Source organism: Ramlibacter algicola (assembly GCF_016641735.1).
GTDB lineage: Bacteria > Pseudomonadota > Gammaproteobacteria > Burkholderiales > Burkholderiaceae_C > Ramlibacter > Ramlibacter algicola.
On the sequence record NZ_JAEDAO010000001.1, the window covers coordinates 103,591 to 123,577 of the forward strand.

The window sequence follows — 19,987 nt, forward strand, 5'->3', positions numbered from 1 at the left end:
CGTTCGTCCCGTTCCATTCTCGCGTTCATCGGCTCCCAATGGGCTCCTCGAACGGCACGGGGCCGGGACCGAGGTGGCGAGTGGTGCAAGAGCAGACCGAGTCGTGGGAGTTGCGCTCCGGGACGTGGCTTCGCGACCTGGCTTCGGAGACCTGGCGGCTGGCCGCCCGCGACGGCACCGCCGTGGATGGCCGGCTGCCGCCGCAGGACGTGGCGCGGCTGGTCGGTGCGCATCTCGAACCGGCGGGCAGCGGCTGGTTCCCGCCGGAGTTCCGCTATTCGCAACGCACCGGCGCGCCGCTGCGCGTGACGATCCCGACGGTCGACTTCCCCTGGGTGCCACCGTTCGGTGCCTCCGCCCTGCCCGCGGCCAAGCCGCTCGCGCGCGGCTCGCGGCAGACGCCGCGGCCGCTGGCGCTGGCCCGCGCCGGCGAACGCTCGGCCGAGGCCCTGCCCGATCGCACGCTGCCCCCGCTGCCCCCGGGGCACTACCGCTTCGTCGTCGACAAGTTCGGCCTCGCCTGCCCGCTGGTGATGGCGATCGAGCCGCAGCGCGGTGAACTGCTGCTGCTCCTGCCCGAGTCGGAGCGGTGGATGCCGCTGCGGCGCGCGGCGGGGGACGCCTGGGGGCAGAAGCTGCGCAACCCGCGCGGCTGGCGCATGGAACTCGTGCATGCCGGTGGGCGGGGCACGCTCTACGCCCCGTCGGCCGACGGCCTGGCGGCGATCACGCCGGATCCGGTCGGCCTGCGCCACTCGGTCGAGCACGCCGGCGAAGGCGCCGCGCTGGGCGGCCCGGTGGCGTGGGGCGATGCGATCTGGCTGCCGGTCCTGCGCGAGGGACACGGCGTCGAGCTGGTGCGCCACCCCGTGCATGGGACCGCCGGCTCGATGCTCGTGCCGACCCCGGCCCTGGCGCCGCGCGACGGCTTCGAGGCGCCCGTGTTCGACGACCTGCATGTCAACTGGCCGTGCGACGAAGGCCAACTGGTCCTGCGCCACGACGCGCTCGGCCGGCCGCAGTGCGCGTGGATCCCCTGGCCCGCCGGCACCAGGCCGCTGTTCGCACTGGGCTGGCCCAGCCACACGGCCGCGGGCAGCTTCGTGCAGCTGTGCCGCACCGGCGGCGACGGCGGCTTCGCGTTCGTGCAGATGGCGAAGGACGGCCCGCAGGTCACGCCGGCCGATGGGCCGCGGCTGTGCACGGGCCGCGGCTGCTACCGCGGCACCGCCTGGATCGACGGCCACCCGTGGAGCGCCGCGCCTCCGGCCACCGGCGACGAGGCGACCGCAGTCGTCGCCCCCTTGCTCGAATCGGCGGTCGACGGGGCGGTGGTCGGATTGCGGATGGACGCGCCCGGCGGGCTGCCAGCGCTGCTGCAGGCCGCGAACGAGCCCTGTCTGGCCGTGCTGCAGGTCGAGGCTCCCGGCCACGCGCCGGTGGCGTTCGGCGCACTCGACGTGAGGAGTCCCTGGCTGGCGTCGCCCTTCGTGCACGAAGGCCACCTGTGGATCGCCCACCCCGACCTGCCGCGCGCGCGCGGCTGGAAGCTGGGGCGCTGAAGGAGACGACACATGGCGGCACCAGACACCTTGATGCCCCCGCCGCGCACGACCGGCGCCGTGCGCGCCAGCCGCGCCCCGCGGGCCGCCCCGGAACCATCGGCCATCGTCCACCGCAAGCGCATGGGATGCCGCGGCTGCGGCGAGCCCTGGTTCGGTGCGGTGGACTACTGCCCATACTGCGGGCGGCCCTCCGCCCCGGTGCGACGCGCGACGCTGCCACCGAAGCAAGAGCCGCGTCTCGACCCCTTCGACGCGACCGAGAGTGGCGCAGCGGCACTGGCCACGCGCACCGTCTACCAGCACCCAGGCGCGCTGCGCGTCGCCACGCCGGCGCAACCGCAGGCCCCTGAACCGCGCGCACGCGGCCTCCGCAGCATCGCGATCACACTGGCCGGCGCCGTCGCGCTGGTGCTGCTGGTGCTCGGCCTGCAGGACGTCCTCGACCGGGTGACGAGGGCCAGGACGCCTGCGATCGCCCCTGCGGTGGCCGCGCCGGCGCCGCAGCAGGCCGCGCCACCCGCGGCGGCGCACGTGGAGCCCGTTGCGACGCCGGCGCCGCCGGTGCCGGCACCGCCCCCCGCGCCGCCCGCACGGAACCGGTCCCTGTGCTCCGCCGCCAATGAAGCGGCCGGGCTGTGCAACCCCCACTGACGACACGCGAAGGGAGAACACCATGCATGCACTGCGAACCAACCGCGCCTGGCCACGGCGGGTGCGACGACTGCTGGTGGCCGCCGGGCTGCTGGCCGCGGCGGCGTCCGCGCCGGCGGAGGTCATCGTCACCGGCGGCAAGACCGGCACCTACTACCAGATCGGCACCAACCTCAAGGACATCGTGTCGCCGGGCCTGGAGGTGCGCGACTCCAAGGGCTCGTGGGCCAACGTGGAGGAGCTGAGCCAGACCAAGGGCGTGGGGCTGGCGATCGTGCAGTCCGACGTCTACTCCGCATTCGTCTACCTGCGCGACAACCCGCAGGTGCCGGCGGAGACGCGGCAGCAGTACGCGCACCTGCTGGCCAACCTGCGCGTGTTCATGCCGCTGTACCGCGAGGAGATCCACTTCCTGGTCCGCAAGGACAGCCCGCTGGAATACATCCACCAGATCAAGGGCGCGCGGCTCTGGATGGATGCCGAGAAGAGCGGCACCTACCTCACGGCGCTGAACATCTACAGCAAGCTGTTCAACGAACGCCCGCAGGCGGTGGCGCCCTTCATCAACCCCACCGTCACGGGCGAGGACGAAGGCACGAAGACGCGGCGCTCGGCGCTGATGGTGCTGAGCGATCCCGAGTTCTACAAGGACTTCCCGAAGATCGACGTGATGGTCCTGGTCGCGGGGCAGCCGATGAAGCTGCTGGCGTCCAACATCCCCGACAACCTGAAGCTGCTGAAGTTCGACCCCAACCATCCGGCCTCGGCGAAGCTGCTGCAGGAGTACCGGCGCGCCGACATCCAGAAGGCGAACTACCCGCTGCTGAACGTCGCCGATCCCGCGCAGCCGACGCTGTCGGTGGACTCGTACCTGATCACGGCGAACTTCAGCGACCCGGGGCGCAACCGCTTCGTGTCCGTCATGGCGGACCGCTTCTGCGACCGCTTCGACGAACTGCAGGCCAAGGGCCACCCGAAGTGGAAGTCGCTGACGTGGAAGCCGGGATCGGAGCTGCCCGCGCTCAATGCGGGCTGGCAGTACTCCACGCGCGTGAAGACGCGCCTGGGCCATTGCAGGGCCGCGGACCCGGCGCCGCCGCCCCCCAGTGCGTGCCGCCCGCAGGACCGCTTCGCTGGCCTGTGCCGGTGACAACCTGCGAGCACGCCGCTACCGCGACGCGACTCGCGTGTGCAGGAACCTCGATCGCACTTGCATCCGCGCCACACACCGCGCGCGCCCTCTGGCGGCGAACGCGGCCAACGGCTACAAAGGAGGCACGCTCCCGGAGCGCAGGAGGGCATCGATGTCGCAAGCCGATCGCAAGCGTCGCCACCAGGCCAGGCTGGCACGGATCGAGCAAGTGCAGGTGGTCGCGGGCCACGCGGGCCGCGGGCGCGTGGACCACGAGGCCACCCTGCTGGAACGCGCGCGCATGCTCGACGAGGAACTCGCGGCGCACCAGGCCACCGAGGCCGGGCTCGCCGCCTTCGACCGCCTGCTGAAGGTGGTCGAACTGCGCGGCACCGCGCGCACGCCCGAAGTCACCGAACTGCTCGACGCGTTGTGGAACCGGCATCCGCTGCCGCTGGCGGTGCTGCGCGGCGTGGAGCCGCGCGTGGCCGACGACATGCTGGCGCTGCTGGATGCGTTCCGCTGGTCGCGCGTGGACCTGGTCACCGAAGTCACCGGCGGGCCGCGGCGCGTGGCCAAGGTGCTGGCCGCCGCCCCGCCGCAGCTCGAGAGCGTGGTGCGCGTCGCGCGCTGAGGAGCGCCCTACGGCTTGGCGACCTGGTGCACGATGAATGCCAGCGTGCCCAGGAACACCAGCACCGCGACCAGCGCGACACCGATCAGCACGAAGGGATTGGTCTTCTCGTGCTGGCCGCGCGCATCGCGCGGCGCGACGCCGAAGAAGCCCCACAGCACGGTCTTGACCTGGCGGAACACGTTCACTCCTCTTCCTCCTCGAACTAGCGCACCCGCTGCACGTCGAACGCCGACACGGGCGGGGCCGCATTGCCCCAGGACTGTCGCACGTAGGTGATCACCGCGGCGATGTCCTCGTCGCCCAGCACCTGGTGGAACGGCGGCATGCCGAACGGCCGCGGGTTGCCCGCGGTGCTGGGCGAAAAGCCGCCGTGGCGCACCAGCTGGATCAGGTTGTTCGGCGCCTCCAGCAGCACCGCACGGTTGCCGGCCAGCGCCGGATAGAGCGACGGCACGCCCTCCCCGCGCGCGCCGTGGCAGGTGGCGCACTGCTGGCCATAGACCTTGCCGCCGCGCTCCAGCACGTCGCTGGGCGCGCGCCGCGCGAGCAGCCGCGGCTCCTCGCGCACGGGGATCGCCGCCAGGTATTGCGCCATCGCGCCGAGGTCGTCGGCAGTGAGGTACTGGGTGCTCGTGAAAACGACCTCGGCCATCGGGCCGGACACCGTCGCGTGCGCGGACACGCCGTCCTTGAGCAGCTTGATGACTTCCTCGCGCGGCCAGCCCTGCACGCCCGCCTCCTTCGGCGTCGCGAGCGACGGCGCGTACCAGGTCTGGTCGGGCATCAGGCCGCCGGCGAATTCCGCGTTCACGCTGGTGGCGCCGAGCGCGTTGCGGCTGGAATGGCAGGCCGCGCAGTGCGCCAGCGCATCGACCAGGTACTTGCCGCGGTTCCACGCCACGTCCTGCTGCGGGTCGGCTTCGAACGCACCCGCGCGGAAGAACAGCGCGCGCCACACGGCCAAGGCCGCCTGCGTGCCGTAGGGGAACGGCAGCTGGTGCGCCTTGTTCGCCTGTTCGACGGGTTGGACGGTGCGCAGGTACGCATGGAGCGCGTCCGAATCCTCGCGCGTGACCTTGGTGTAGCTCGGGTACGGGAAGGCGGGGTACAGCAGGCGCCCGTCCTTCGCGCGGCCGTGGTGCATCGCGCGCCAGAACTCGGCGGCCGACCAGGTGCCGATGCCGGTCTTCGCAGCGGGCGTGATGTTGGGCGCGAAGACGGTGCCGAACGGCGTGTGCACGCCGCCGCCGCCGGCGAACTCGGCGCCGCCGACCGTGGTGTGGCAGCCCATGCAATTGCCCGCTCGCGCGAGGTACGCGCCGCGCTGCACCTGCTTCGCATCGGGCGGCGTCGTGGCAGCGGAGGAGCCATCCAGCGGCGCTTCGCCCCGCACGTTCGACCACGCGACCCAGCCGGCGAACAAGGCGAGCAGCAGCGCGACCAGCACGATCGCGCCAAGCAGCCAGCGCTGCCAGCGCGCGCGCTTCACGATGCCGGTGCTCATTGCAGGAAGCTCCCGCACGCGGTCGGCAGCGGCTGCGTCGACGGCGGCGCCGGCTTGGTGCCGGCGGGCAAGGTCTGCGCCGACAGCCAGCGCGCGACGACCGAGATCTCCTCGGGCGCCAGCGCCTTCGCGACGCCCGCCATGCAGTCGGGCGCCTTCGCGTGGCGCTGGCCGGTGCGCCACGCGCCCAGCTGCGAGTTGAGGTAGTCCGCCGGCAGCGTGAACAGGCCCGGCATCGCCGGCAGCATGCCCGCCATCTGCTGGCCGTGGCAGGCGACGCAGGCCGGGATGCCGCGCTGCGGCGCGCCGTCGAACACCAGCGCGCGCGCCGCGGCTTCTTCCTGCGGCGTGAGCTTGGAGACCTGCGCCGGCGGATACGGCACGTCCAGCCCGGCGAAGTAATTCGCGATCTCGTGCAGGTAATCGTCGGACAGGTTCTGCACCAGGTGGTTCATCGCGTCGTACTTGCGCAGCCCGGCCTGGAAGTTCTTCAGCTGGTTGTACAGGTAGCCCGCCGGCTTGCCCGCGATGCGCGGGAAGTAGCCCTGGTTGGTCGCGCGCCCTTCCTTGCCGTGGCAGACGACGCACGCCTGCATGCGTTGCGCCATCGTGTCCTGCACTTTCGGCTGCGCGGCCGGCGCGTCCTGCGCCCACGACGGATGCATCGCACCCAGGAGCACCGCGCCAACGGCAAGCAAGGATCGGAGTGGGAGGACGGATCGCATCACGCGTGACTGTGCCAGCAAACCAGATGCGGCAGTCGGCGCAGAAACAGGAAAAAACAGCGGATCAGATGGCCTGGAAGCGGGGCTTTCCATTCGGCCGGCATGCGAACAGTACAGTGGTCCCCGCCACGCCACCGCGACGGAACAGTGGCACCGCGCGCATCGCCATGAAACGCTACGAAGCACTCGCCGACGACATCGCCCACGGGATCGCCAGCGGCAGCCTGCGGCCGGGAGAGCGGCTGCCCTCGGTGCGCGAGACGAGCGCGAGCCGGGGCGTCAGCCCTTCCACCGTGTTCCAGGCGTACGACCTCCTGGAGGCCCGCGGCTTCGTCGAGGCACGGCCGCGCTCGGGCTACTTCGTGCGCGATCGCGCAGGCAGCCAGGCGGAGCCGGCGCTGTCGCACCCGATCGCCCGCGAGCAGGAGGTCGAAGTCTCCGACCTCGTCTTCCAGGTGCTCGGCCACGCGCGCGACCGCACGCTGGTGCCGCTCGGGTCGGCGTTCCCGGCCGCCTCGCTGTTCCCGCTGCCGAAGCTCGCGCTGGCGTTGGGCAAGGCGGCGCGCCAGCTCGATCCATGGAAGACGGTGGAAGACCTCGCCCCGGGGAGCGCGGCGCTGCGGCGCCAGGTCGGGCTGCGCTACCTGGCGATGGGCTGCCACGTCGACGCGCAGGAGATCGTCGTCACCAACGGCGCGATGGAGGCGCTGAACCTGTGCCTGGAAGCCGTGACGCGGCCCGGCGACCTGGTGGCGGTGGAGTCGCCGACGTTCTATGCGGCGCTGCAGGCGCTGGAGCGGCGCGGCCTGAAGGCGGTCGAAGTGGCGACGCATCCGCGCACGGGCGTGGACGTTCCTTCGCTCGCCGCCGTGCTCGGCCAGCATCCCGTGAAGGCCTGCTGGCTGATGCCCAACTTCCAGAACCCGCTGGGCAGCCTGATGCCCGACACGGCGAAGCACGCGCTGATCGACCTGCTGGCGGAGCACGACGTGCCCCTGATCGAGGACGACGTCTACGGCGAGCTGTACTTCGGCACGCAGAAGCCGCGGCCGGCCAAGGCCTGGGATCGCAAGGGGCTGGTGCTGCATTGCAGCTCCTTCTCCAAGACGCTTGCGCCCGGCTACCGCGTGGGCTGGACCGCGGCGGGGCGGTACGCGCAGTCGGTCGCACGGCGCAAGCTGATGGCGTCGCTGGCGACCTCGGTGCCGGTGCAGGAGGGCCTGGCCGAGTACCTGCAGCACGGCGGCTACGACCGCCACCTGCGGCAGCTGCGGCAGGCGCTGGCGACGCAGCGGCAACTGGTCGCGCGCGCGATCGCCAGGCACTTCCCCGAAGGGACCCGGGTGACGCAACCCGAGGGCGGCTACTTCCTGTGGGTGGAACTGCCGGACGGCGTCGACGCGCTGGAGCTGCACCGGCTGTCGCTGTCGCAGGACGTCAGCCTCGCCCCGGGCCACCTGTTCTCGGCCGACCACCGGTTCGCGAACCACGTGCGGATCAACTTCGGCCACCCGGGCGACCCGCGCGTGGAGGGGGCGATCAAGACCGTGGGCACGATCGCCCGCGCGCTGGCGCGGCAGCCTCAGGACGCGGCGTCGCGGCGCGGCACCTTGTAGCGCAGCTCCGCGAAGCCGCTGCCCACCTGCCGCACCGATTGCAACTGCAGCGGCGGTTGCGTCAGGCGGCGCGGGAACAGCGGCTTGCCGCAGCCGAGCGTGACCGAGCCGACCTGCACCAGGATCTCGTCGAGCAGGCCCGCATCGGCGAACTGGCCGGCGAGGTCGCCGCCGCCGACGATCCACAGGTTGCGGCCGGCCGCGGCCTGCAGCATCGCGGCGTGCACCGGGCGCACGTCGCCCTGCACGAAGCGCAGGTCGGCACCCGCGATGGCGGGCAGCGTGCGGTGCGTGAACACCCAGGTCGGCTGCGTGTAGGGCCACGCCGAACCCGTTTCCGCGGACACGCGGTCCGCGTGCCGCAGCATCCACTCGTACGTCGACGCGCCCATCGTGAGCGCACCGACCTCCTTGATGAACTGCGGGTAGCTGGTGTCGGCGACATTGCCCAGCGGGAACAACCAGTCGAGCGAGTCGTCCTCGGTGGCGATGAAGCCGTCGAGGCTCGTCGCGGTGAAGTACTGGGTCGCCATGGCAGCCTCCTGCGCTAGAACTTCACGTCGTACTGCACCGTGATCGGTGCGTGGTCCGAGAACCGCTCCTGCTTGTAGATCGCCTCGTCGCGCGCCAGCGTACCGACGCCGGGCGTGGCCAGGTGGTAATCGAGCCGCCAGCCCACGTTCTTCGCGTACGCCTGGCCGCGGTTGCTCCACCAGGTGTAGCTCTCCTCGGTGGCGTGCGGCTTCAGGTGGCGGTAGACGTCGACCACCTGGTGCTGGTCCAGCAACCGTGTCATCCACGCGCGTTCCTCGGGCAGGAAGCCGCTGTTCTTCTGGTTGGACTTCCAGTTCTTCAGGTCCTGTTCCTTGTGCGCGATGTTGATGTCGCCGCACAGGATGAACTCGCGCTCGGCCTTCAGCCGCAGCAGGTGCGGCTCGAATTCGGCGAGGAAGCGGAACTTGGCGGCCTGCCGGTCCTCGCCGGACGAGCCGCTGGGGAAGTAGGCGCTGATGATCGAGAACTTGCGCGCCGGCGTGTCGAAGCGCGCCTCGAGGTAGCGCCCCTCGGCGTCGAACTCGGTCGAGCCGAAACCGATGCGCACGTCGCTGGGCAGGCGCTTGCTGTACACGCCCACGCCCGAGTAGCCCTTCTTCTGCGCGAAGTGGAAGTAGCCCTTGAGGCCTGCGAGATCGTCGAAGCGGCCGCTCACGTCGTCGGCCTGGGCCTTGACCTCCTGCACGCAAATACAATCGGGCTGCGTCTTCGCGAGCCACGCCTCCACGCCCTTGCTGGCGGCCGAGCGGATGCCATTCAGGTTGAGGCTCGTGAGCTTGAACAAGGAATTTCCCATGGTGGCAGCGGTGGGCCAGGACGACCTGGCGCAGGAGTTCGTGCAGTTCGCACTGGAAGCGGGCGCCTTGCGGTTCGGCGAGTTCACAACCAAGGCAGGACGCCTCTCGCCGTACTTCTTCAACACCGGCCAGTTCGACGACGGCGTGAAACTCGGGCGGCTCGCGCAATTCTATGCACGCCGCCTGCTCGCGTCCGGCATCGAGTTCGACATGCTGTTCGGGCCTGCCTACAAAGGCATCACGCTGGCGGCGGCCGTGGCCATCGAACTGGCCCGCCTGGGCCGCAACGTGCCTTACGCCTACAACCGCAAGGAAGCCAAGGACCATGGCGAAGGCGGGACGCTGGTCGGCGCGCCGGTCCGCGGGCGGGTCGTGATCGTCGACGACGTCATCACCGACGGCGGGGCCAAGCGCGAAGCCCGCGACATCATCCTGGCCGCAGGCGCCCAGCCGGTGGCGGTGGCGATCTCCATGGACCGCCAGGAGAAAGCGACCAGCGAGGGGCGGGACGTGGACTACAGCGGCGTGCAGTTCGTCGAGCGCCAGCTGGGCCTGCAGGTGTGCACCATCGCGAAGCTCTCGGACCTGCTCCAGTACCTGCAGCACCAGGCCGGCGGCGCGCTGGGCGAACACCACGCCCGCGTGCTCGCGTACCGGGAACGTTACGGCGTCGCCTGAACTCCAACGCTGCATGAGCGCCATCCGGCCCGCGCTGGCCGCCTTCTGCTTCGCCTTCGCCGCCGGCCCGGCGTTCGCGCAGGCCGCGAGATCGTCGTCGCCCAGCATCTACGTGTGCGTGGACGCGAAGGGCCGCCGCATCACGTCGGACCGCCCGATCATGGAATGCCTCGATCGCGAGCAGAAGCAGTACGGCAGCGGCGGCACCGTCCAGGGCACGCTGCCGCCGTCGATGACGGCCGACGAGCGTGCCGCGGCGGAGGAGAAGGCCCGTCGCGACACCGAGGATCGCCAGCGCGTGGCCGAGACCAGGCGGCGCGACCGCCTGCTGGTGAACCGCTACCCCGACGAGGCCAGCCACGAGCGCGAACGCGCCGCGTCGCTCCAGCGGCTGGATGACGCCATCGCCAGCGGCGAACGCCGGCTGCTGGACCTGCAGCGCCAGCGCGAGGACCTGCTGGCGCAGCAGCAGGCGTCCGCGACCGACGTCATCAAGGCGCAACGCATCAAGCGCGCCCTGTCCCAGAACGAGGAGAGCGATGGGGCGTCACGCCGCCTGCTCGAAGCGCAGCGCGACGAGCGCCAGCGCATCGCCACCCGCTTCGACGAGGAGCGCGAGCGCCTGAAGGTCCTGTGGGCGCAACAGGTGCGGCCGGCGAAGGCAGCGGCGCCGAGGTCGTAGCCTTTGTCATTCCGGCGACGGCCGGAATCCATCGCGTCCCCGTGTCGAGGCCCCGGCCTTCGCCGGGATGGCGGGCCTCGGGCCTGCGGCCCTTCAGCCCGCCAGTTTCTTCCGCAGCAGTTCGTTCACCTGCTGCGGATTCGCCTTGCCCTTGGTCGCCTTCATCGCCTGGCCGACCAGGGCGTTGAACGCCTTCTCCTTGCCGGCCTTGAACTGGGCGACGTTGTCGGCGTTGGCGGCGAGGATGCCGTCGAGGATCTTCTCCAGCTCGCCGGTGTCGCTCATCTGCTTGAGGCCCCTGGCCTCGATCAGCGCGTCGACGTCCTGGCCTTCGCCCGACCACAGCGCGTCGAACACCTGCCGCGCGGCGTTGTTCGAGATCGTGCCGTCGGCGATCCGTCCGATCAACGTCGCGAGCGTGGCGGCCGGCACCGGCGCCTGCTCGATGCCGACTTCCTGCGCGTTCAGCCGGCGCGACACCTCGCCCATGATCCAGTTGCTCGCCAGCTTGGGCTGGCCGCTGGCCTTGGCGGCGGCCTCGAAGTAGGCGGCCATCGCCGGCGACTGCGTGAGCGTGGTGGCGTCGTACTCGGGCAGCGCGTAGTCGGCCACGAAGCGCTGCGCCATCGCGCGCGGCAGTTCCCGCATGCGCGAACGCACCTCGTCGACCCACGTCGACGCGATCACCAGCGGCGGCAGGTCCGGGTCAGGGAAGTAGCGGTAGTCGGCCGCGTCTTCCTTGGTGCGCATCGCACGCGTCTCGCCTGTGTCAGGGTCGAACAGCACGGTGGCCTGCTGGATGGCGCGTCCGTCCTCCAGCTCCTCGATCTGCCAGCGCATCTCGAAGTCGATCGCCTGCTGCATGAACTTGAAGCTGTTCAGGTTCTTGATCTCGCGGCGCGTGCCCAGCGGCCCGCCTGGGCGGCGCACCGACACGTTGGCGTCGCAGCGGAAGCTGCCTTCCTGCATGTTGCCGTCGCAGATGCCGATCCACGTCACGAGCTTGTGCAGCTCCTTCGCGTAGGCGACGGCTTCTTCCGTGCTGCGCATGTCCGGCTCGGTGACGATCTCCAGCAGCGGCGTGCCGGCGCGATTGAGGTCGATGCCCGACTGGCCATGGAAGTCCTCGTGCAGCGACTTTCCCGCATCCTCCTCGAGGTGCGCGCGCACCAGGCGCACGGACTTCTTCTCGTCCCCAACATAGAACTCGACGCCACCGCCCTGCACCACCGGGATCTCGTACTGCGAGATCTGGTAGCCCTTGGGCAGGTCGGGATAGAAGTAGTTCTTGCGCGCGAACACGCTGCGCGGCGCGACGTTGGCACCCACGGCCAGGCCGAACTGGATGGCGCATTCGACCGCCGCGCGGTTCATCACCGGCAGCGTGCCGGGCAGCGCGACGTCCACGGCGCTGGCCTGCGTGTTCGGCTCGGCGCCGAACGCCGTCGAGGCGCGGCTGAAGATCTTCGACTGCGTCGCGAGTTGCGTGTGGGTCTCGAAGCCGATGACGACTTCCCAGCCGCGAACGAGCTTGTCGGTCATTGCCGGCCTCCCGACAGGCCGCCCTTAGGGAGGCCAGCCCCCTCGGGGGGCAGCGACGACACGAAGTGCGGAGCGTGGGGGCTCATCTGCTCCGGCTTGCGAAGGTGGAAGTCGGTCGCCTGCTGGAACCGGTGCGCCGCGTTGAGCAGGCGCGCTTCGTCGAAGTAGTTGCCCAGCAGCTGCAGGCCCACGGGCAGGCCACCTTCGCCGAAGCCACAGGGATGGCACAGGCCCGGCAGGCCGGCGAGCGAGCCGGGCAGCGTGAAGATGTCCGCGAGGTAGTTGGCCACCGGGTCGTCGCTCCTGGCGCCGAGCTTCCACGCCGTGGTCGGCGCCGCGGGGCCGGCGATGACGTCGCACTGCCGGAACGCCTGCTGGAAGTCGTCGGCGATCATGCGGCGGATCTTCTGCGCCTGCAGGTAGTAGGCGTCGTAGTAGCCGTGCGAGAGCACGTAGGTGCCGATCATGATGCGGCGCTTGACCTCGTCGCCGAAGCCTTCGGCGCGCGTCTTCTTGTACATGTCGACGAGGTCGCCGTACTGCTGGGCGCGGTGGCCGAACTTCACGCCGTCGAAGCGCGAGAGGTTGGACGATGCTTCGGCGGGCGCGATGATGTAGTAGACCGGGATCGACAGTTCGGTGCGCGGCAGCGAGATCTCGACCAGCCTCGCGCCGAGCTGCACGTACTGCTGCAGGGCGGCGTCGATCGCCGCGCGCACGTCGGCCGCGAGGCCGGCGCCGAAGAACTCCTTCGGCACGCCGATGCGCAGGCCTTCGATCGAGGTCGTGAGCGAACGGCTGAAGTCCTCGGCCGGGCGATCGAGCGACGTCGAATCGCGATCGGGGTCGGGGCCGCACATCGCCGAGAGAAGCAGTGCGCAGTCTTCCGCGCTGCGCGCCATCGGGCCGGCCTGGTCCAGGCTGGAGGCGAACGCGATCATCCCGTAGCGCGAGGCGCGCCCGTACGTCGGCTTGATGCCGGTGATGCCGCAGAACGAGGCCGGCTGGCGGATCGAGCCGCCGGTGTCGGTGCCCGTGGCCGCGGGCGCCAGGCGCGCCGCGACGGCCACCGCGCTGCCGCCCGAGGAGCCGCCCGGGATGCGCGTGGTGTCCCACGGGTTCTTCACCGCGCCGAACGCGGAGTTCTCGTTGGACGACCCCATCGCGAATTCGTCGCAATTGAGCTTGCCCAGGCTGACCATGCCGGCCTGCGCGAGCTTGTCGACCACCGTGGCGTCGAACGGCGAGCGGTAGCCGGCCAGCATCTTGGAGCCGGCGGTGCTGGGGAAGTCCTTGGTGACGAAGATGTCCTTGTGCGCGACCGGCACGCCCAGCAGCGGTGCGGCGTCGCCGTTCGCGATGCGGGCGTCGGCTTCGCGTGCCTGCGCCAGCGTGACGTCGTCGTCGATCGCGAGGTAGGCGCCCAAGGTGTCGGCATGGGCACGCGCCAGGAAGTGCTTCGCGACATCGACGGCCGAGACGTCCTTGGTCTTCAGCTGGCGCGCGAGGTCCGGGAGGGAGAGGTCGTGCAGGTCCGCCATCACGTCACTCGATCACTTTGGGGACCAGGAACAGCCCGCGTTCGACGGCCGGCGCGCTGCGCTGGTTGGCCTCGCGCTGGTTGGTCTCGCTGACGGTGTCCTCGCGCAGCCGCAATTGCACGTCGTCGATGGCGGCCACGGGGTGCGCGAGGGGCTCCAGGCCGGAGGTATCCACAGCCCGCATCGCTTCCACGATCGAGAAGAAGCCGTTGATCTGCGTCAGCATGCGCTCGCTCTCGGCCGGCTGCAGTTCCAGGCGGGCCAGGTGCTGCAGGCGACCGATGTCGTCGGGGGTCAGGGCCATGGTGGGAGAGGCGGCGAAACCAGTTGTAATCGCGACAGCGCGGGGCCGGTCGCGGATGAGTTATTCACAGGGGATCAGGTATTATCCCGCTTTGATGACGGCCCCTCTCCGGGGCCGCTTTCGCAGAAGAAGAGGAATCCCCCCCATGTTCGGAGCGTTCCGTCGGTTTGTCTCGACCGACCTGGCCATTGACCTGGGCACCGCCAATACGCTGATCTTCGTCCGGGACAAGGGGATCGTTCTCGACGAACCGTCCGTGGTGGCCATCCGCCACGAAGGCGGTCCGCAAGGCAAGAAGACCATCCAGGCCGTCGGCCACGAAGCCAAGGCCATGCTGGGCAAGGTCCCGGGGAACATCGAAGCCATCCGCCCGATGAAGGACGGGGTGATCGCGGACTTCACGATCACCGAGCAGATGCTCAAGCAGTTCATCAAGATGGTCCATCCGCGGGGCATCTTCAAGCCGAGCCCCCGGATCATCATCTGCGTGCCCTGCGGCTCCACCCAGGTCGAGCGCCGCGCCATCCGCGAATCGGCGCTCGGCGCCGGTGCCAGCGAGGTCTACCTCATCGAAGAACCCATGGCCGCCGCCATCGGCGCCGGCCTGCCGGTGTCCGAAGCGTCCGGCTCGATGGTCGTCGACATCGGCGGCGGCACCACCGAGGTGGGCGTCATCTCGCTGGGCGGCATGGTCTACAAGGGCAGCGTCCGCGTCGGCGGCGACCGCTTCGACGACGCCATCATCGGCTACATCCGCCGCAACTACGGCATGCTGATCGGCGAGCCCACCGCCGAAGCGATCAAGAAGAACATCGGCTCCGCCTTCCCCGGCAGCGAGGTGAAGGAGATCGAAGTCAAGGGCCGCAACCTCTCCGAAGGCGTGCCGCGCTCGTTCACCATCTCGTCCAACGAGATCCTGGAAGCGCTGACCGACCCCCTGAACAACATCGTGTCGGCCGTGAAGAACGCGCTGGAGAGCACGCCGCCCGAACTGGGCGCCGACATCGCCGAGCGCGGGATGATGCTCACCGGCGGCGGCGCGCTGCTGCGCGACCTGGACCGCCTGCTGGCCGAGGAGACCGGGCTGCCCGTGCTCGTCGCCGAGGACCCGCTGACGTGCGTCGTGCGCGGCTGCGGCATCGCCCTCGAGAGCATGGAGCGCCTGGGCTCGATCTTCACCAGCGAGTGAGCGCGCCGTGCCGTTAGGCACCCTCGACCGCACCCCTCCGCCCTTCTTCAAGCAGGGCCCCTCCGCGCTGTCCAAGCTGATGGTCTTCAGCGCGCTGGCGCTGTTCCTGATGGTGGCGGACACGCGTTTCAAGCTCACGCAGCCGCTGCGCGCGAGCGTCGCGACGGTGCTCTATCCCGTGCAGTGGGTCGCCCTGCAACCGGTGCTGGCACTGCGCAACGCCGGCGAGTACCTCGTCGACCTGCGCAACACCCAGCAAACCGAGGCCGCGGCGCGCGTGAAGCTCGCGCAGCAGTCGCTGCGCGCCAACCAGGTCGAGCAGCTGGAGCTGGAGAACTCCCGCCTTCGCAAGCTGCTGGACCTGCGCGGGCGGCTCGCCACCGAAGCGACGGCCGCCCAGGTGCTCTACGACGCGCAGGACCCGTACACGCGCAAGGTCGTCATCGACAAGGGCATGGCCGAGAGCGTGCTGGAAGGCTCGCCGGTCATCGATGAATCCGGCGTGCTGGGCCAGGTCACGCGCGTGCACCCGCTGGTGAGCGAGGTGACGCTGATCACCGACCGCGACCAGGCCATCCCCGTGCTGAACACGCGCACCGGTGCGCGCAGCGTCGCCTACGGCGAGCCCAGCGGCGCGCATGCGGGCGCGCTCGAACTGCGCTTCATGGCCGACAACGCCGACGTGCAGCCCGGCGACGTGCTCACCACCAGCGGCGTGGACGGCGTCTATCCCGCGGGCCTGCCGGTCGCCAAGGTCGCCAAGGTCGAGCGCCGCGCGGATTCCGCCTTCGCGCGCATCTGGTGCCAGCCGCAGGCGCTGGTCGACGGCGCGCGGCACGTGATGGTGCTCAAGCCGGTGCAGGCCCAGATCCCGCCGCGGCCGCCGGTCGAGGCGCCCACGCCGCAGCCGCGCGTGAAGAAGGGCGTGGGAGGGCCGGCGCCATGAGAGTCGACGGGCCGCCCCTAGACTCGAAGGCCCCCTCCGGGGGCAGCGCAGTACACGCAGTGACAAGCGTGGGGGTCCTATGATCATGCGTCCTGGGCAGCAGTTGCTGCTGCCGGCGAACCCGTTCTTCATCTGGTTCAGCCTGCTGTGCGCGCTGCTGCTGAACATGCTGCCGTTCGGCCGCGTCGCGTGGATGCCGGACATCCTGGCGATCACGCTGGTGTTCTGGAGCGTGCACCAGCCGCTGCGCGTGGGCATCGGCGCCGCGTTCCTGTTCGGCATCTGCATGGACGTGCACCAGGCGTCGCTGCTCGGGCAGCATGCGCTGGCGTACACCGCCCTGACCTTCTTCGCCATCACCATCCACCGGCGGCTCCTGTGGTTCACGGTGCCGTCGCAGGCGGTTCAGGTGCTGCCGCTGTTCCTGGCCGCGCATGCCATCGAGCTGGCCATCCGCATGATTGCCGGCGGCATCTTCCCCGGCACGTCGCTGCTGCTCGCGCCCGTGATCGAAGCCGCGCTTTGGCCGGTCGTGACGGTCGCGCTGCTGGCGCCGCAGCGCCGCGCGCCCGATCCGGACGAAAATCGGCCGCTCTAGCGAGCCCCGCCCATGACCGAACTGCGCAACGTCGAAGCCGATCTCTCGCGCTTCCGCGCACGGGTGCTCGCGGCCAGCCTCGTGGTGCTGGTGTGCTTCCTGCTGCTGGCGGCGCGGCTGGTGTGGCTGCAGGTGTTCCGCCACGAGGACCTGAGCGAGCAGGCGGAGAACAACCGCACGTCCATCGTCCCGATCGTGCCCAACCGCGGCCTGATCACGGATCGCAACGGCATCGTGCTGGCCACCAACTACTCGGCCTACACGCTCGAGATCATGCCGACGCGGCTGTCGCAAAGCCTGGACCGCACGATCGACCAGCTCGCCGAGGTCGTCGACATCCAGCCGCGCGACCGCCGCCGCTTCAAGAAGCTGCTGGAGGAGACCAAGGGCTTCGAGTCGTTGCCGATCCGCACCAAGCTCACCGACGAGGAAGTGGCGAAGTTCGCCGCGCAGCGCTATCGCTTCCCCGGCGTGGACATCAAGGCGCGCCTGTTCCGCAGCTACCCGTACGGCGAGCTCGCCAGCCACGTGATCGGCTACATCGGCCGCATCAACCAGGCCGAGAAGCAGCAGCAGGAGGACTGGCCCGAGGAGGACCAGGCCAACTACCGCGGCACCGAGTACATCGGCAAGCTGGGCGTCGAGCACAGCTACGAACGGCAGCTGCACGGGGTGACCGGCGTCGAGCAGGTCGAGACCTCGGCCGGCGGGCGCGCGGTGCGCAAGCTCGCCAGCAGCTCGGCGACGCCGGGCAACACGCTGAAGCTGTCGATCGACATCCGCCTGCAGAAGCTGGTGGAAGACCTGTACGGCAACCGGCGCGGCGCGCTGGTGGCGTTGGACCCGCGCACGGGCGAGGTGCTGGCCTTCGTCTCCAAGCCGACCTTCGATCCCAACCTGTTCGTCGACGGCATCGACACCGACAACTGGCAGGCGCTCAACGAGTCCATCGACAAGCCGCTGCTCAATCGCGCGCTGCGCGGCACCTACCCGCCCGGCTCCACCTTCAAGCCGTTCATGGCGCTCGCGGCGCTCGAGACCGGCAAGCGCCGCCCCGAGCAGGCGATCAGCGACCCGGGTCACTTCTGGTTCGGCGGCCACAAGTTCCGCGACGACAAGCCGGAAGGCCACGGCACGGTGGACATGTACAAGTCGATCGTCCAGTCCTGCGACACCTACTACTACCTGCTGGCCAACGACATGGGCGTGGACCTGATGCACGACACGCTCAGCCACTACGGCTTCGGCGAATACACCGGCATCGACATCGCCGGCGAGGCGCGCGGCCTGCTGCCGTCCACGGCGTGGAAGCGCAAGGCCTACAAGAAGCCCGAGCAGCAGCGCTGGTACGCGGGCGAGACGATCTCGCTGGGCATCGGCCAGGGCTACAACAACTTCACCGTGCTGCAGATCGCCAACGCGACGGCCACCATCGCGAACAACGGCGTGCGCATGAAGCCGCACCTGGTGCGCGAGATCGTCGACGTCGGCACCAAGCAGGCGGAGGCCGTCGCGCCGGTCGAAGCGGACCCGCTGCGCGTCAAGCCGGAGAACCTGGCGGTGATCCGCAAGGCGCTGGTGGGCGTGAACATCGAGGGCACCGGCGCGTCGGCGTTCCGCGGCGCGGCCTACACCAGCGGCGGCAAGACCGGCACGGCGCAGGTGATCACGATCGCGCAGGGCGCGAAGTACAACGCCTCGCAGCTGGACGAGCGCCACCGCGACCACGCGCTGTACATGGCGTACGCGCCGGCGGACAACCCGCAGATCGCGCTGGCGCTGGTGGTGGAGAACGCCGGCTTCGGCGGCGCCAACTCGGCGCCGATCGCGCGCCGGGTGTTCGACTACTGGCTGCAGGGCCTGTACCCGAACGACGAGGACATCGCCCTGGTGCAGAAGGGCCAGGCGCAGGCGCCGGTGGGCAAGCCGCGGCCGGCGTCGGAGGTCGGTTGGCCGCCGGGAACCGGCAACGTGCCCGTCGCGCAGGCGCCGGCGGCCGCGGCGTCATCGGCCGCCAGCGCGCCCGTGCAGGCAACCACGTCGCTGCCCGCCGCGAGCGCGGTGCCGGTGCGGGCCGCAGCGCGCTAGCGCGAGCCGCGCGCGGGGTCGCCGCGCATCAGCCCTGGCCGCCCAGCACGCTGCCGAACAGCTGCCACTGCTTGCCGTCGAACTTGGACAGCTGCGCCTGGTCGACCGGCGCGTGGTCGGACGGGCTGGTGTTCATCGCGATGCCCGGCAGCAGCAGGCCGGACTTGAAGTTCTTGATGCTCTCGGCCTGTTTCTTGATGTTCTCGCGCGAGATGTCGTTGCCGCACTGCTTGAGCACCTGCACCATCAGTTCGGCGGCGAGCACGCCGTAGATGTTGCTGGCGTCGGCCGGGTTGCCGTCGCGGTAGTACTTGCCCATGAAGCCGCGCCACTGCAGCATGGCCGGGTCGTCCTTCCACTGCGGGTCGTTGGCGTCCTTGTAGTACTGCACCGTGATCAGGCCGACCGACTTGTCCAGGCCCGCGGGCGTGAGCACCGAGCCGACCGAGGCGCCGACGTTGTTGATGAACTGCAGCGGCTTCCAGCCCACGTCGGCCACCTTGCGGATCGACTGCGCGGCGAACTTGGGCGTCGTGATGTTGATGAAGGTGTCGGCACCGGACGCCTTGAGCGACAGGATCTGCGAGTCGACCGTGGGATCGGTCACCTCGTAGGTCTGCTCGGCGACGATCATCTTGGCCTTGTCGCCCGTGAGCACGCGCTTGACGCCGGCCAGCACGTCCTTGCCGTAGTCGTCGTTCTGGTAAAGGATCGCGATCTTCGCGTTCGGCTTTTCCTTGAGGATGTAGCGCGCGTAGATCTCGCCCTCGGTCTGGTAGCTCAGGTTGAAGCCGAAGGTCCAGGGGAAGCCTTTCGGGTCGTTCCACTTGGTGGCGCCAGTGGCGACGAACAGGTGCGGCACCTTCTTGGCGTTGACGTACTTGTGGATCGCCGAGTTGCTGGGCGTGCCCAGCGTCTGGAACAGCGCCAGCACCTCGTCCTGCTCGACCAGCTTGCGCACCTGCTCGACGGCTTTCGGCGGCGAGTAGCCGTCGTCGACGGACAGCAGGTTGACCATGCGGCCGTTGATCCCGCCGTTGTCGTTGACCATCTTGAAGTAGGCCTGCTGCACCTTGCCGATGGTGCCGTAGGCGCTGGCCGGGCCGCTGTACGGCATGGTCTGGCCCAGCTTGATCTCGCCCTTGGACTGCGCGAACACGAGCGACGGCAGGGCGCTGCTGGCGGCGGCGCCGATCAGGACCGAGCGGCGGGAAATGCGGTTGCGTGTCATCGATCT

At 70.1% G+C, this 19,987-nt stretch carries 20 protein-coding genes; 11 read left to right on the forward strand and 9 right to left on the reverse strand.

All coding sequences use genetic code 11. From position 1 onward, the window contains the following. Nucleotides 1-83: 83 nt before the first annotated feature. The 4 genes from I8E28_RS00455 to I8E28_RS00470 all read left to right on the forward strand — a co-directional run bounded on the left by I8E28_RS00455 (nucleotide 84) and on the right by I8E28_RS00470 (nucleotide 3,982). Nucleotides 84-1,562, forward strand: a complete 1,479-nt coding sequence (locus I8E28_RS00455; RefSeq protein ID WP_200785894.1) for a hypothetical protein — start codon at nucleotides 84-86, stop codon at nucleotides 1,560-1,562. Nucleotides 1,563-1,574: 12 nt separating this feature from the next. Further along, a complete protein-coding gene (locus tag I8E28_RS00460) occupies nucleotides 1,575-2,216 on the forward strand; it encodes a hypothetical protein (RefSeq protein WP_200785895.1) in 642 nt (213 codons plus the stop codon). A gap of 22 nt (nucleotides 2,217-2,238) precedes the next feature. After that, the gene (locus I8E28_RS00465) at nucleotides 2,239-3,366 is read left to right on the forward strand and encodes a TAXI family TRAP transporter solute-binding subunit (RefSeq protein ID WP_200785896.1); all 1,128 of its coding nucleotides are present in this window, start codon (nucleotides 2,239-2,241) and stop codon (nucleotides 3,364-3,366) included. Between the two features lie 154 nt (nucleotides 3,367-3,520). Beyond that, a complete protein-coding gene (locus tag I8E28_RS00470) occupies nucleotides 3,521-3,982 on the forward strand; it encodes a DUF7673 family protein (RefSeq protein WP_200785897.1) in 462 nt (153 codons plus the stop codon). 8 nt (nucleotides 3,983-3,990) lie between these two features. Here the strand turns inward: I8E28_RS00470 and I8E28_RS00475 are convergent, their stop codons facing one another. Genes I8E28_RS00475 through I8E28_RS00485 form a run of 3 tightly spaced genes read right to left on the reverse strand, consistent with a single transcriptional unit; the run spans nucleotide 3,991 to nucleotide 6,214 of the window. Further along, nucleotides 3,991-4,170: a DUF2970 domain-containing protein gene (locus tag I8E28_RS00475; protein WP_200785898.1), complete on the reverse strand. Its 180-nt coding sequence runs from the start codon at nucleotides 4,168-4,170 to the stop codon at nucleotides 3,991-3,993. A 17-nt stretch (nucleotides 4,171-4,187) separates the two neighbouring features. Next, the gene (locus I8E28_RS00480) at nucleotides 4,188-5,489 is read right to left on the reverse strand and encodes a c-type cytochrome (RefSeq protein ID WP_200785899.1); all 1,302 of its coding nucleotides are present in this window, start codon (nucleotides 5,487-5,489) and stop codon (nucleotides 4,188-4,190) included. After that, complete coding sequence (locus tag I8E28_RS00485; RefSeq protein ID WP_200785900.1) at nucleotides 5,486-6,214, reverse strand: c-type cytochrome; 729 nt, start codon at nucleotides 6,212-6,214, stop codon at nucleotides 5,486-5,488. Before I8E28_RS00485 ends, I8E28_RS00480 begins: the two co-directional genes overlap by 4 nt. A 167-nt stretch (nucleotides 6,215-6,381) precedes the next feature. On the opposite strand from I8E28_RS00485, the gene I8E28_RS00490 reads away from it, so the two are divergent. After that, the gene (locus I8E28_RS00490) at nucleotides 6,382-7,830 is read left to right on the forward strand and encodes an aminotransferase-like domain-containing protein (protein WP_200785901.1); all 1,449 of its coding nucleotides are present in this window, start codon (nucleotides 6,382-6,384) and stop codon (nucleotides 7,828-7,830) included. Here the strand turns inward: I8E28_RS00490 and I8E28_RS00495 are convergent. Both I8E28_RS00495 and I8E28_RS00500 read right to left on the reverse strand, forming a co-directional pair. After that, the gene (locus I8E28_RS00495; protein WP_200785902.1) at nucleotides 7,797-8,363 is read right to left on the reverse strand and encodes a dihydrofolate reductase family protein; all 567 of its coding nucleotides are present in this window, start codon (nucleotides 8,361-8,363) and stop codon (nucleotides 7,797-7,799) included. The two genes, I8E28_RS00490 and I8E28_RS00495, sit on opposite strands and share 34 nt — an antisense overlap. 14 nt (nucleotides 8,364-8,377) lie before the next feature. Next, entirely contained in the window at nucleotides 8,378-9,169 is a 792-nt protein-coding gene (locus I8E28_RS00500; RefSeq protein WP_200785903.1) for an exodeoxyribonuclease III, read from the reverse strand. 10 nt (nucleotides 9,170-9,179) lie between these two features. On the opposite strand from I8E28_RS00500, the gene pyrE reads away from it, so the two are divergent. Both pyrE and I8E28_RS00510 read left to right on the forward strand, forming a co-directional pair. After that, complete coding sequence (gene pyrE / locus I8E28_RS00505; RefSeq protein ID WP_200785904.1) at nucleotides 9,180-9,860, forward strand: orotate phosphoribosyltransferase; 681 nt, start codon at nucleotides 9,180-9,182, stop codon at nucleotides 9,858-9,860. Between the two features lie 13 nt (nucleotides 9,861-9,873). After that, complete coding sequence (locus tag I8E28_RS00510) at nucleotides 9,874-10,542, forward strand: DUF4124 domain-containing protein (RefSeq protein ID WP_200785905.1); 669 nt, start codon at nucleotides 9,874-9,876, stop codon at nucleotides 10,540-10,542. 93 nt (nucleotides 10,543-10,635) lie between these two features. Here I8E28_RS00510 and gatB read toward each other — a convergent pair whose 3' ends face one another. Genes gatB through gatC form a run of 3 tightly spaced genes read right to left on the reverse strand, consistent with a single transcriptional unit; the run spans nucleotide 10,636 to nucleotide 13,929 of the window. Next, nucleotides 10,636-12,084: an Asp-tRNA(Asn)/Glu-tRNA(Gln) amidotransferase subunit GatB gene (gene gatB / locus I8E28_RS00515; protein WP_200785906.1), complete on the reverse strand. Its 1,449-nt coding sequence runs from the start codon at nucleotides 12,082-12,084 to the stop codon at nucleotides 10,636-10,638. Continuing rightward, complete coding sequence (gene gatA / locus I8E28_RS00520; RefSeq protein ID WP_200785907.1) at nucleotides 12,081-13,625, reverse strand: Asp-tRNA(Asn)/Glu-tRNA(Gln) amidotransferase subunit GatA; 1,545 nt, start codon at nucleotides 13,623-13,625, stop codon at nucleotides 12,081-12,083. Before gatA ends, gatB begins: the two co-directional genes overlap by 4 nt. Before the next feature lie 4 nt (nucleotides 13,626-13,629). Beyond that, complete coding sequence (gatC, locus tag I8E28_RS00525) at nucleotides 13,630-13,929, reverse strand: Asp-tRNA(Asn)/Glu-tRNA(Gln) amidotransferase subunit GatC (RefSeq protein ID WP_200785908.1); 300 nt, start codon at nucleotides 13,927-13,929, stop codon at nucleotides 13,630-13,632. A gap of 145 nt (nucleotides 13,930-14,074) precedes the next feature. Between gatC and I8E28_RS00530 the strand changes: the two genes are divergently transcribed. The 4 genes from I8E28_RS00530 to mrdA all read left to right on the forward strand — a co-directional run bounded on the left by I8E28_RS00530 (nucleotide 14,075) and on the right by mrdA (nucleotide 18,750). Beyond that, a complete protein-coding gene (locus I8E28_RS00530; protein ID WP_200785909.1) occupies nucleotides 14,075-15,118 on the forward strand; it encodes a rod shape-determining protein in 1,044 nt (347 codons plus the stop codon). Between the two features lie 7 nt (nucleotides 15,119-15,125). Continuing rightward, nucleotides 15,126-16,064, forward strand: a complete 939-nt coding sequence (gene mreC / locus I8E28_RS00535) for a rod shape-determining protein MreC (RefSeq protein ID WP_200785910.1) — start codon at nucleotides 15,126-15,128, stop codon at nucleotides 16,062-16,064. A gap of 79 nt (nucleotides 16,065-16,143) precedes the next feature. Continuing rightward, nucleotides 16,144-16,662 (forward strand): rod shape-determining protein MreD, encoded by a 519-nt coding sequence (mreD, locus tag I8E28_RS00540; RefSeq protein WP_200785911.1) that lies wholly within the window; start codon nucleotides 16,144-16,146, stop codon nucleotides 16,660-16,662. Between the two features lie 12 nt (nucleotides 16,663-16,674). Continuing rightward, nucleotides 16,675-18,750, forward strand: coding sequence for a penicillin-binding protein 2 (mrdA, locus tag I8E28_RS00545; RefSeq protein ID WP_200785912.1), 2,076 nt, complete (start codon nucleotides 16,675-16,677; stop codon nucleotides 18,748-18,750). Nucleotides 18,751-18,778: 28 nt separating this feature from the next. Here the strand turns inward: mrdA and I8E28_RS00550 are convergent, their stop codons facing one another. Beyond that, nucleotides 18,779-19,981, reverse strand: coding sequence for an ABC transporter substrate-binding protein (locus tag I8E28_RS00550; RefSeq protein WP_200785913.1), 1,203 nt, complete (start codon nucleotides 19,979-19,981; stop codon nucleotides 18,779-18,781). Between the last annotated feature and the right edge of the window lie 6 nt (nucleotides 19,982-19,987).